This window comes from Geodermatophilus sp. SYSU D01119, assembly GCF_054049975.1.
Window position 1 is genome coordinate 12,493 of sequence record NZ_JBJGYL010000019.1, and the last position, 12,170, is coordinate 24,662.

10 protein-coding genes are annotated in these 12,170 nt (G+C 77.8%); 8 read left to right on the forward strand and 2 right to left on the reverse strand.

The features are described from left to right. The first annotated feature begins 306 nt into the window (after positions 1-306). Genes steA through ACI79X_RS15205 form a run of 8 tightly spaced genes read left to right on the forward strand, consistent with a single transcriptional unit; the run spans position 307 to position 10,686 of the window. Entirely contained in the window at positions 307-1,443 is a 1,137-nt protein-coding gene (gene steA, locus ACI79X_RS15170; RefSeq protein ID WP_457026242.1) for a putative cytokinetic ring protein SteA, read from the forward strand. After that, positions 1,440-2,390: a copper transporter gene (locus ACI79X_RS15175; protein ID WP_457026243.1), complete on the forward strand. Its 951-nt coding sequence runs from the start codon at positions 1,440-1,442 to the stop codon at positions 2,388-2,390. The genes steA and ACI79X_RS15175 overlap by 4 nt, the downstream gene beginning before the upstream one ends. After that, on the forward strand, positions 2,387-3,211 hold the full coding sequence (locus ACI79X_RS15180; protein ID WP_457026244.1) for a hypothetical protein: 825 nt from the start codon (positions 2,387-2,389) through the stop codon (positions 3,209-3,211). Before ACI79X_RS15175 ends, ACI79X_RS15180 begins: the two co-directional genes overlap by 4 nt. Next, positions 3,208-4,848: a murein biosynthesis integral membrane protein MurJ gene (murJ, locus tag ACI79X_RS15185; RefSeq protein ID WP_457026245.1), complete on the forward strand. Its 1,641-nt coding sequence runs from the start codon at positions 3,208-3,210 to the stop codon at positions 4,846-4,848. Before ACI79X_RS15180 ends, murJ begins: the two co-directional genes overlap by 4 nt. Further along, positions 4,841-5,995 (forward strand): glycosyltransferase family 4 protein, encoded by a 1,155-nt coding sequence (locus ACI79X_RS15190; RefSeq protein WP_457026246.1) that lies wholly within the window; start codon positions 4,841-4,843, stop codon positions 5,993-5,995. Before murJ ends, ACI79X_RS15190 begins: the two co-directional genes overlap by 8 nt. Next, complete coding sequence (locus ACI79X_RS15195) at positions 5,992-8,367, forward strand: hypothetical protein (RefSeq protein WP_457026247.1); 2,376 nt, start codon at positions 5,992-5,994, stop codon at positions 8,365-8,367. The genes ACI79X_RS15190 and ACI79X_RS15195 overlap by 4 nt, the downstream gene beginning before the upstream one ends. Beyond that, entirely contained in the window at positions 8,345-10,087 is a 1,743-nt protein-coding gene (locus tag ACI79X_RS15200) for a CTP synthase (protein WP_457026248.1), read from the forward strand. The genes ACI79X_RS15195 and ACI79X_RS15200 overlap by 23 nt, the downstream gene beginning before the upstream one ends. Further along, a complete protein-coding gene (locus ACI79X_RS15205) occupies positions 10,087-10,686 on the forward strand; it encodes an NUDIX domain-containing protein (RefSeq protein ID WP_457026249.1) in 600 nt (199 codons plus the stop codon). Before ACI79X_RS15200 ends, ACI79X_RS15205 begins: the two co-directional genes overlap by 1 nt. A gap of 69 nt (positions 10,687-10,755) precedes the next feature. On the opposite strand, the gene ACI79X_RS15210 is transcribed toward ACI79X_RS15205, so the two are convergent. Continuing rightward, positions 10,756-11,370, reverse strand: a complete 615-nt coding sequence (locus tag ACI79X_RS15210) for a fibronectin type III domain-containing protein (RefSeq protein WP_457026250.1) — start codon at positions 11,368-11,370, stop codon at positions 10,756-10,758. 122 nt (positions 11,371-11,492) lie between these two features. Next, positions 11,493-12,146 carry a hypothetical protein gene (locus ACI79X_RS15215; RefSeq protein WP_457026251.1) on the reverse strand — a complete coding sequence of 218 codons (654 nt, stop codon included), beginning with the start codon at positions 12,144-12,146 and terminating at the stop codon, positions 11,493-11,495. Between the last annotated feature and the right edge of the window lie 24 nt (positions 12,147-12,170).

Sequence of the window (12,170 nt, forward strand, 5' to 3'; positions counted from 1 at the left end):
CGCGCCCCCGTCCGCGCCCCCGTCCGCGCCCCCGTCCGCGGCCCCGGGACGGGTCGCCGGGACGCTGACGGCTGGAGCCCCACGAGTCACAGCGACGAACGCTAGACAGCGTCGGGGGTGCTGTCGGCGGTGCTGGTGGGGAGCATGCGCCGGGCGTGTCGCGCTGTCCGTGGTGTCGCACACCCTCCGTGAGCAGGTCGTCGCCCATGCGCGTCGGAGGTCGGCCCCTCCAGGCGTGCGTGGGAGCATCGGTCAATGCGCATCGGCACCTTGCGACGGAGCCGGGCCCAGGAGACCGAACCCGGGGTGAGCGGCACCGTCCGGCTGGACCGTCGCACGAAGAACCTCACCAAGCGCCTGCGGCCCGGCGACATCGCCGTCATCGACCACGTCGACATCGACCGCGTGAGCGCCGACTCCCTCGTCGCCGCCCGGGTCGGTGCCGTGGTCAACGCCGCGCCGAGCATCTCCGGTCGCTATCCGAACCTCGGCCCGGAGATCCTCACCGCGGCGGGGATCCCGCTGGTCGACGGCGTCGGCAAGGAGGTCTTCGGCGCGCTCAAGGAGGGCGCGCAGGTCCGCGTCGAGGGCAACGTGCTCTACGGCCCCGACGGGCAGCCGGTCGCCACCGGCACCGAGCAGACCCCCGACACCGTCGCCGCCGCCATGGCCGACGCGAAGGCCGGGCTGTCCACGCAGTTGGAGGCGTTCGCCACCAACACGATGGAGTACATGAAGCGCGAGCGCGCGCTGCTGCTCGACGGCGTCGGCGTCCCCGACGTGCGGACCGCCATCGAGGGCCGGCACGTCCTCGTCGTCGTCCGCGGGTACGACTACAAGGAGGACCTGCAGGCGCTGCGGTCCTACATCCGCGACTACCGGCCGGTGCTGGTGGGCGTCGACGGCGGCGCGGACGCGCTCGTCGAGGCCGGCTACCAGCCGGACATGATCATCGGCGACATGGACTCGGTCAGCGACCACGTCCTGCGCAGCGGCGCCGAGGTGGTCGTGCACGCCTACGCCGACGGCCGCGCCCCCGGCCTCCAGCGCGTGCAGGACCTCGGCGTGGACGCCATCACCTTCCCGGCCGCGGCCACCAGCGAGGACATCGCGATGCTGCTGGCCGACGAGAAGGGCGCCAAGCTCATCGTCGCCGTCGGCACCCACGCCACGCTCGTGGAGTTCCTCGACAAGGGCCGCGGCGGCATGGCCTCGACCTTCCTCACCCGGCTGCGCCTGGGCGGCAAGCTCGTCGACGCCAAGGGCGTGAGCCGGCTCTACCGCAGCCGCATCTCGACCGCCGCGCTCGTCGTGCTCGTGCTCGCCGCGCTGGTCGCCATCGTCGCCGCCGTCGCCGTCACCACCGCCGGGCGGATCTACCTCGACCTGCTGGTCGACCAGTGGGACAGCTTCGTGTTCTGGTTGGAGAACCTCTTCTCGTGATCGACTTCCGCTACCACCTGGTCTCCCTGATCGCGGTGTTCCTCGCGATCGCCCTGGGGCTGGTGATCGGCGCGACCCAGCTGTCGGGCCCGCTGCTGGACAACCTCCAGGGCCAGGTCACCTCGCTGCAGGAGGACAAGCGCGAGCTCGAGGACACCACCCAGGGTCTGCAGGCCCAGGTCGACGGCAGCCAGGCCTTCGAGTCCGCCGTCGCCCCCGCCCTCGTGCAGGGCGCCCTGACCGGCCGCAGCGTGCTGTTCGTGCTGGCCTCCGAGGACGTCACCACCGACACCGTCGAGGAGGTCACCGCGCTGGTGACCGAGGCCGGCGGCACGGTGGCCGGGCAGCTCACGCTGGCCCCCGAGTACAGCGACCCGGCCAGCGAGCCGGCGCTGCAGAGCTACGTCACCACCCCCGCCGGCCGCCCGGCCGGCGTCGAGCTGCCCGAGACCGACGACACCGCCCAGCTGGTCGGCGCGCTGCTCGCCGAGGTGCTCATGGTCCCGGCCGGCGGGCCCGCGCCCGACGCCGCCGGGATCTCCACCGTGGTCGCCGGCCTGCAGGCTCTGGACGTGCTCACCCAGGACTCCGCGTCGCTCGCCCCGGCCGACTTCGCCGTCGTGCTCACCTCCGGCACCCTCTCCGGCGACGACGCCGCCGACCGCAACGACGTGCTGGTCGACCTGGTCACCGCCCTCGACGCCGCGGGCTCCGGCGCCGTGGTGGCCGGCGACGCCGCCTCCGCCGGCGAGGACGGGCTGGTCGGCGTCGTGCGCGCCGACCCCGAGACCGCCTCGGCCGTCTCCACCGTGGACAACGTGACCAGCCCCTCCGGCCAGGTCAGCACCGTGCTGGCGCTGGGCAGCGAGAGCGAGGGCACCTCCGGCGCCTACGGCACCGGGGAGGACGCCCAGCCGGTGCCGCCGGTGCCGGCCACCACCCCGTGACCACCCGCCCGCTCCTGGCCGCGCTGGGCGGGGCGGCCGCGGCGAGGGCGGGCCTGGCCGCCGGCCGCGCGCTCGACGCCCGACCGGCCGGAGCGCCGTGGCGGCGGACCAACTACGCCGGCCGCCCGGTGACCCTGCTCGGCGGGCCGGCGCTCGCCGCCGCCGCGACCGCCGGGGCCGCCCTCGGCGCGCCGGCCGGCACGCGTGCCGCCGCCGTCGTGGCGGGGGCGGTGTCCGGGCTGGTCGGCGGCTACGACGACCTCGCCGGCGCGCGGCCCGAGCAGGCCCGGGACAAGGGCCTGGCCGGGCACCTGCGCGCGCTGCGCGCCGGCCGGGTCTCGGCCGGCGCGGTCAAGGTCGCCGGCATCGGCGCGGCGGCCGCGGTGACCGCGCTGCTCAGCCGCCGCGAGCGGGGGCTCGCCGACGCCGTCCTCACCACCGGCCTGGTGGCCGGGACCGCCAACCTGGTCAACCTGCTCGACCTGCGTCCCGGCCGCGCGGCCAAGGCCGGGGCGCTCGCCGCCGCGGCCGGCCTCGGCGGGCCGGCCGGTGGGCTCGTCGCGGGCCCGCTGGGCGCGGCGCTCGCCGTGCTGCCCGACGACCTCGGCGAGCGGGTCATGCTCGGCGACGCCGGCGCCAACGCGCTCGGCGCGCTGCTCGGCCTGCGGCTGTCGCAGGTGCCGTCGCGCCCCGCGCGGGCGGGTGCGCTCGCCGTCGTCACCGCCCTGACGCTGGCCAGCGAGCGGGTCAGCTTCACCCGGGTCATCGAGGCCACCCCCGGGCTGCGCGAGCTGGACCGGCTCGGCCGCCGCCCTACGTGAGCACCGCGGGGCCGGCGACGACGGGACGCCGGGTCGCCCAGGGCGTGGCCGGCGCGGCGGTCCTCATCGCCGTCCTCACCGTGCTGGCCCGCCTGGCCGGCTTCGGCCGCACGCTGGTGTTCACCAACGCCGTCGGCCTCGACAGCACCGGCGACACCTACACCGCCGCCAACACCGTCCCGAACATCGTCTTCGAGGTGGTGGCCGGGGGAGCGCTGGCCTCCCTCGTGGTGCCGATGCTCGCCGGCGGCATCGCCACCGGTGACCGCGAGCAGGTCCGCCGCACCGCGAGCGCCCTGCTCGGCTGGACGCTGCTGGTGCTCGTGCCGCTGGCCGCGCTGGTCGCCGTCCTCGCCGGGCCGATCGCCCGGCTGCTGCTCGGCGGCGGCACCGACGCCGAGGTGGCGCTGGCCGCCCGGTTCCTGCTCGTGTTCGCGCCGCAGGTGGTGCTCTACGGCCTCGCCGTCGTGCTCACCGGCGTGCTGCAGGCGCACCGCCGGTTCGCCGCGCCCGCGGTCGCGCCGCTGCTGTCCAGCGTCGTCGTCGCCGGGGCGTACGCGCTGTTCGCGCTGCTCGGCGGGTCCCGCGACGTGGAGGGCCTGACGGCGCCGGCCGAGCTGGTCCTCGGGGTGGGGACGACGCTCGGCGTGGTCGCGCTGACCCTCCCGCTGCTGCTGCCGCTGCGCCGGCTGCGGCTGGGCCTGCGGCCCTCACTGCGGTTCCCGGTGGGCGTGGCGCCGCGGGTGCGCCGGCTCGCCCTGGCCGGGGTGCTCACCCTGGCCGGGCAGCAGCTGGTCGCCGCCGTCGCCATCCGGCTGGCCAGCGGCGCCCCCGACGGCACCCAGGTGGCCTACACCGCCGGGCTCACGCTGTTCCTCGTGCCGTGGGCCGCGGTCGCCGTCCCGCTGGCCACCTCGGCCTACCCGCTGCTCGCCGAGCGGGCCGGTACCGGCGACGAGGCCGGGTACCGCCGCGCGCTCGCGCCGGTGACCACGCTGGTCCTCGTCGCCACGCTCGGCGCCGCCGCGGTGCTCGCCGCCGTCGCCGGTCCCATGGCGCGGGTCTTCCTCGTCGGCGGGCCCGACGCCGACGTCGCCGCCCTGCGCGACACGATCCTCGGCTTCGCCCCGGGCCTGGCCGGCTACGGGCTGGTCGCCGTGCTGACCCGCGCGCTCTACGCCCGCGGGCTGTGGAAGGCGCCCACGGCGTGCGTGCTCGGCGGCTGGCTGCTCGCCGTCGCCGCCGACGTCGTCCTGTCCGCGCTGCTGCCGCCCGCCGACCGGGCGCTGGCCCTGGCCGCCGGGCACAGCGCCGGCGTCACCGTGGCCGGGCTCGCGCTGCTCGCCGTCACCGCCCGGGTCGCCCCCGGCGGGCTGGCCGGGGTGGCCCGCACCGGCCTGCCCGCCCTGCTCGCCGCGCTGGCCGGGGCCGCCGCCGGCCTGCTCACGGCCCGCGTGCTGGGCGCCGACCCCGTGCCCGGCGGGTCCCTGCCCGGCGCCGTCGGGGCCGGGCTGCTCGCCGCGGCGGCCGTGACCGCCGTGGCGGCGGCGGTCATGATGGTCACGGCGCGCCGGCCGCTGCTGGCGGCGGTGCGCGGGCTGCGGACGCCCGGGGGGACGGAGGTGCACGGTGACTGACGCGGGAGCGCCGCCGGAGCTGCCGCCGGGACCGCTGGCCGGCCGCCGCGTCGCCGAGGTGCTGGCCACGAGCACCGGCGGCGTGGGCACCCACGTGCGCTCGGTGCTGCCCGCGCTCGCCGGCGCCGGCGCCGCGGTCACCGTCTGCGGGCCCGCCGCCACCGACGCGCTGTTCGGCTTCTCCGCCGCCGCGGGGTTCCGCCCGGTCGAGATCTCCGCCGGCCTGGACCCGCTCGCCGACGCCCGCGCCGTCCTCGCCCTGCGCCGCGCCCTGGCCGGCGCCGACCTGGTGCACGCCCACGGCCTGCGCGCCGGGCTGGTGGCCGCCGCCGCGGTGCGCGGCGGGCCGCCGCGCCGGCTGGTGGTCACCCTGCACAACGCCCTGCCCGACCGCGCCGGACCGCTGCGCCGCGTGCTCGCCCGGGCCGAGCGGTCCACCGTGCGCGCCGCCGACGTCGTGCTGGCGGCCTCGACCGACCTCGCCGAGAACGCGCACCGCCTCGGCGCCCGCGACGTCCGGGTGGCGCCCGTCTCGGCGCCCGCGCTGCCGCCGCCCGCCCGGTCGCGCGCGGAGGTCCGCGCCGGCCTCGGCCTCGCCGACGGGCGCCCGCTGGTGCTCGCCGTCGGCCGGCTGCACCCGCAGAAGGGCTACGACGTCCTCCTCGACGCCGCCGCCACGTGGACGGGGGAGCCGCGGCCGCTGGTCGCGATCGCCGGCGACGGGCCGCTGGAGGCGGAGCTGTCGGCCCGGATCGCCGCCGAGGCGCTGCCGGTCGTGCTGCTCGGCCGGCGCGACGACGTCGCCGACCTGCTCGCCGCCGCCGACCTCGTCGTCCTGCCCTCCCGCTGGGAGGCGCGCTCGCTCACCGCCCAGGAGGCGCTGCGCACCGGCACGCCGCTGGTGGCCACCCGCACCGGCGGGCTGCCCGAGCTGCTCGGCGACGCCGCGGTGCTGGTCCCGCCCGGCGACGCCGCCGCCCTGGCCGGCGCCGTGACCGGCCTGCTCGCCGACCCCGCCCGCGCCGCCGCGCTGGCCCGGGCCGGGCGCGAGCGGGCCGCCGGGTGGCCCGACGAGGCGGCCACCGCCCGCACGCTGGCCGCCGTCTACCGCGAGCTGCTGGGCCCGCCGGAGAGCGGCGCGGCATGAGGCGGGCCGCCGTCCTGCTGCTCGCGGTGCTGGGGGTGCTGGCGCTCGCGCTGCCGGGCGCCGGCCCCGCGGCGGCGGCCGGCGACCCGTCGGCCGACCGCGTCCTCGTCGTCGGCGTGCCCGGCCTGGTGTGGGACGACGTCGACCCGGAGGCGACGCCCGCGCTGTGGGAGCTGGCCGACACCTCGCCGATCGGCGCGAGCTCGGTGCGGGCGGCGCGCTCCACCACCTGCCTGCTCGACGGCTGGGCCACCCTCGGCGCCGGCAACCGCGCCCGTTTCCCCGCGCCCGACGAGGCGGCGCCGCCGGTCCCGCTGCCCACCGTGCCGCTGCCCGGGGAGCCGGGGGCCGGGCCCGGCGCGACGCCGTCGCGGGAGCCGGTGCCCGCGGGCCCGCCGGCCAGCCCGCAGCTGTCGCACTGCGGCCTGCAGGAGCGGCTGGCGGAGGTGGGTCTCGCCGACCCGCTGACCGCGGTGCGCGCCGTCGCCGAGGACCCGGCGACCGCCCGCTTCGGCGCCGAGCCCGGCGCGCTGGGCACCGCCGTCGGCTGCGCCACGACCGTCGGCCGGGCCGCCTCGCTCGCCGTGGCCGCGCCCGGGGTGGGGCTGACCCGCGAGGAGGCCCTGCCGGAGGACCCGGCCGCCGTCGCCGCGCTGCTCGAGCCCTGCCCGCTCACGCTGGTGTCCCTCGACGGGCTGGTCGACGCCGGCGTCCCGGCGCCCGAGGGCAGCGAGACCGGCACCGAGCCGGCCTCCCGCGAGGCGGCGCTCGCGGGCATCGACGACGCCGTGGCGCGGCTGCGGGCCGCCGTCGCCGCGCTGCCCGGCGAGACGCTGCTGGTCCTGCAGGGCGTCTCGGAGGTCAACGACGGCCGCCCGCAGCTGCACGTGGTGATCGCGTCGGGGCCGGGGTTCACCGGGCCGGGCTGGCTGACCTCCGCCAGCACCGGGCGGGCGCCGTTCACCCAGCTCATCGACGTCGCGCCCACCGTGCTGCGCGCCCTCGACGCCGAGCGGCCGGCGTCGGTCAACGGGCAGCCGCTGACCGTCGCCGAGGGGCGTCCCGGCACCGCGGAGGCGGTCGCCGAGCTCGAGCGGGCCAACACCGCCGCCGTCACCCACCACCGCAGCACCGGCACCTTCTTCGTCGGGCTGGTCGTCGCCGACGCCGCCGTCGTGGCGCTCGGCCTGCTGGTGCTGGGCCTCCGCGGGCGGGCCCGGCCCCGGCTGCGGCCGCTGCTGGAGGTCGCGGCGCTCGCCGCCGCGTCGCTGCCGGTGGCCACCTACCTGGCCGGGCTGGTGCCCTGGGAGCGGACCGGCGCCCCCCGCTGGGCGCTGGCCGGGTCGGTGCTGCTGGCCACCGCGGTGGTGACCGCGCTCGCGCTGCTGGGGCCGTGGCGGCGCCGGCGGCTCGGTCCGCCGCTGGCCGTCCTCGGCGTCACGCTCGCCACGCTGGTCGGCGACGTGTCGGCCGGCTCGCCGCTGGAGCTCGACGGGCTGCTCGGCTACGACGCGATCGTCGCGGGGCGGTTCACCGGGTACGGCAACCTGAGCTCGGGCCTGCTCGCCGCCGCCGCGCTGCTGTCCACCGCCGTGCTGGCCACCGCCGCCGGCCGCCGGGCCGGGCGGGGGAGGGACGACGCCGGGCGGCGGCAGCGGCGGGTCACCGGCGCCGTGGTGCTCGTCGCCGGGGCGGCTCTCACCGTGCTCGTCGGCACGCCCTCGCTCGGCCGCGACTTCGGCGGCGTCCTCGCGGCGCTGCCGGGCTTCCTGCTGCTGGCCATGCTGCTCACCGGCGTGCGGGTGACGGTGGTGCGCCTCGGCGCGGTGCTCGCCGCCGGGGTGGTCGCCGTCGGCGCGCTCGCCGTCCTCGACTGGACCCGCCCGGCCGACGAGCGCAGCCACCTGGGCCGGTTCGTCGAGCAACTGCTCACCGGCGAGGCGTGGACGGTGGTCAGCCGCAAGGCCCAGGCCAACGTCGACATCCTGTTCGGCAGCGCGCTGTCCTGGGTGCTGCCGGTGGCCCTGGTCGCCGCGCTCTGGCTGGTCCGCGGCCGGCCGGTCCGCGGCCGGCTCCGGCGCGGGCCGCTGCAGGGCCCGGGCCTGCTGCGCGACGGCGGCTCGGGGCTCGCCCGCCCCGACGCGGCGGTGCTGCGCGCCGGGCTGGTCGCCGCCGCCCTGAGCCTCGCCCTGGGCGCCGCGGTCAACGACTCCGGGGTCGCGCTCCCGGCGGCCGCCGCGGCGCTGCTGGTGCCCCTGTTGGTGGCGCTGGCGGCCACGTCCACCCACCGGGGGGACGTGGCCGACGGCACCGCGGGGGAACCGGCCGGAGGTGTTACGGTTGCCTCCCGTGGGTCGACCTGGAACACGTGATCGCGGGCTCCTCCACAACTCCCAGCCGACGAAGTTCGTCTTCGTCACCGGTGGAGTTGTCTCCTCTCTCGGCAAGGGCCTGACGGCCAGCTCGCTCGGCGCGCTGCTGTCCGCCCGAGGCCTGCGGGTGACCATGCAGAAGCTGGACCCGTACCTGAACGTCGATCCCGGGACGATGAACCCGTTCCAGCACGGCGAGGTCTTCGTCACCGAGGACGGCGCCGAGACCGACCTCGACGTCGGTCACTACGAGCGGTTCCTCGACACCGACCTGGGCGCGCGCTCGAACGTCACCACCGGGCAGGTGTACTCCGACGTCATCGCCAAGGAGCGGCGCGGGGAGTACCTCGGGGACACCGTGCAGGTGATCCCGCACATCACCAACGAGATCAAGTCCCGGATCCTCGCCGCGGCCGAGACCGGCGCCGCCACGGACGAGGACGGCGAGGGCGTCGACGTCGTCATCACCGAGATCGGCGGCACGGTCGGCGACATCGAGTCGCTGCCCTTCCTCGAGGCCGCCCGCCAGGTGCGGCACGAGATCGGCCGCGACAACTGCTTCTTCCTGCACATCTCGCTGGTGCCCTACATCGCGCCGTCCGGCGAGCTCAAGACCAAGCCGACCCAGCACTCGGTGGCGGCGCTGCGCAACATCGGCATCCAGCCCGACGCGCTGGTCTGCCGCGCCGACCGCGAGATCGGCACCGCGCTCAAGCGCAAGATCAGCCTGATGTGCGACGTCGACACCGAGGGCGTCATCGCCTGCCCCGACGCGCCGTCGATCTACGACATCCCCAAGGTGCTGCACCGCGAGGGCCTCGACGCCTACGTCGTGCGCCGCCTCGGCCTGCCGTTCCGCGACGTCGACTGGACCGTCTGGGGCGACCTGCTCGACCGCGTCCACCGGCCGAGGCAGACGGTGACCATCGCGCTGGTCGGCAAGTACGTGGACCTGCCCGACGCCTACCTGTCGGTGAGCGAGGCGCTGCGGGCCGGCGGCTTCGCCCACCGCAGCCGCGTGCAGATCCGCTGGGTGCCCTCCGACGAGTGCCAGACCCCCGAGGGGGCGGCGGCCGCGCTCGGCGACGTCGACGGCGTGTGCATCCCCGGCGGGTTCGGCGTGCGCGGCATCGAGGGCAAGCTCGGCGCCATCCGCTACAGCCGCATGAACGGCATCCCGACGCTGGGCCTGTGCCTGGGCCTGCAGTGCATGGTCATCGAGTACGCCCGCGACGTCGCCGGCCTCGAGCAGGCCAACTCCGCCGAGTTCGACCCCGACACCCCGGACCCGGTGATCGCGACCATGGCCAGCCAGGTCGACGTCATCGCCGGCGAGCGCGGTCTCGGCGGCACGATGCGCCTGGGCAGCTACCCGGCGTCCCTGCGGAAGGGCTCGCAGGCCGCCGCGGCCTACGGCTCCACGGAGATCACCGAGCGGCACCGGCACCGCTACGAGGTGGCCAACGCCTACCGCGACCGGCTCTCCGAGGCGGGCCTGGTGTTCAGCGGCACCTCGCCCGACGGGCTGCTGGTCGAGTTCGCCGAGCTGCCGCGCGAGGTGCACCCGTTCTTCGTCGGCACCCAGGCCCACCCGGAGCTCAAGAGCCGCCCGACCCGACCGCACCCGCTGTTCGCCGCGTTCGTGGCGGCCGCGATCGAGCGCCAGGAGTCCGCGCGGCTCCCCGTGCCGGTCGAGGAAGCGGAGAAGGTGGGCATCTGATGACGGAGCCGGCCGCCGAGGGCGACTACCGCGTCCTCGGCACCGAGACCGTCTACGAGGGCCGGGTGATCCAGCTGGTCAAGGACACCGTCGCGATGCCCGGCGGCGGCGACAGCGTGCGCGAGGTGGTCCGCCACCCCGGCGCGGTCGCCGTCGTCGCGCTGGACGACGACGACAACGTCGTCCTGGTGCGGCAGTACCGGCACCCGGTGGGCGGCTACCTGTGGGAGCTGCCGGCCGGGCTGCGCGACGCCGACGGCGAGGCCCCGCTGGTCACCGGCCAGCGCGAGCTCGCCGAGGAGGCGCTGCTGTCGGCCGAGCGCTGGTCGCTGCTGACGACGACGTTCAGCACGCCCGGCTTCTGCGACGAGCAGGTGCTGGTCTACCTCGCCGAGGGCCTGTCCGACGTCGGCCGGCCCGACGGCTTCACCGTCGAGCACGAGGAGCTCGACATGACGGTCGAGCGCGTGCCGCTCGCCGAGGCGGTGCAGCGGGTGTTCGACGGCGCGATCCGCAACTCGGCCGCCGTCATCGGCCTGCTGGCCGCCGCCCAGCACCGCGCCGCGCGGCCGCGGCTGCGCCCGCTCGACGCCACCTGACCAGCGAGATCTGCACACTCGGGGCTCTCGCGCGCCGGAAAGCCCCGAGTGTGCAGATCTCGCGCCGGGTCAGCCGATGACGACGGGGCTCGACCAGCCGACCTGCACGTACTCCACCACCTGGGTGTCGAGGTCGAGCACGGCCTCCTCGAGCCAGAACACGTAGGGGACGCCCGGCGTCAGGCCGGTGAGCACCGCGCTCACCTCGCCGCAGCCGGCGCGCTGGGACGCGTCCACCCGCGGGGGAGCGGGCTGCTCGCCGGCCACCAGCCGCTGGCTGACCGCCGTCACCCGGTAGCCCTGCACGGTCTCGCGGCCGTCGGCCTGCCAGGTGACCGTGGCCGAGCCGGGGCCGGGGACGACGCCCGGCGCCATCTGCCGCAGGCTGCCGTAGCCGCCGCACTGCGCGGGCGGCGGCGTGAGCTCCAGCGGCTCGCCGTGCGGGACCATCGGCGCGGGCAGCTGGACGTCCGTGCGGCGCGGCACCGGCAGGGCGAGCACCGGGGTGTCGACGGCGGGCTCCGGCAGGGCCGTGACGGCCCGCGGGGTGAGCACCGGCGCGGGCTCCGGGCCGTCGGCGGTGCCGGCGTTGCGGAACGGCGCCCAGGAGGCGCTCACCTCCGCGGCGATCTCGGTGGCCGGCGCCGACAGCGCCACCAGCCCGACGGCCGCGGCGGCGGTCACGCGCCCGGCGATGCCGGCGGCCGACGCGCCCCGGCGGCCCCGCCGTCGTCCCCGCGTGCGTCCCGCTCGTCCCACCGACACCTCCCGATCCGCCCGGGACATCGGCACCGGCGGGAGCGATGTCAACCCGAGCGCGGGGGAGCGGTGGCGCCGGAGCCGGGCCCGTCGGGCGCGGGCAGCCGCAGGCCCAGCCGGCCGGCCTCCAGCGCCGCCAGCGCCCGCACCGCCGCGGGGTCGCCGGCCCGCCACGCCGCCCCGGTGCCCGGCGGCAGCGCGGCCAGCCGGGGCAGGGGAGCGGTGGCCACGGCGCGCGCGGCGAGCAGGTGCAGGTCCGGCTGCGGGCCGCCGGCCAGCCGGGACACCGCCGTCGCCTCCCGGACCCAGCCCACCCGCCACGGCAGCCAGCGCAGCAGCAGCCAGCCCACCGGCAGGACCACCAGCACGACGGCGAGCACGGACGCGAGCGTGCCGACGGCGTCCTGCGCGGCCTGCCCGGCGCCGCGCACCGAGCCCGCGGCGTCGCCGAGCGCGTCGAACGGCGACGACAGCTCCTCGCCGACCACCGGCACGTCCTGCGCGGCGTCGGCCGCCGAGCCCATGCTGTCCGCCACCGAGGAGCCGAGGTCCTCCACCGCGCGGCCGGGCTCGGCGAGGACCAGGACCGCCCCGTGCACCGTGCGCGCCACGAGCACCCACAGCACGACCCAGGCCAGCAGCCCCGCGTCGGCGAGCAGCTGGCGCAGCCGGTGGTCGGGTCGGGCGGCGTACAGGCGCATGGATCAGCCTTCCGGGTGGACGCA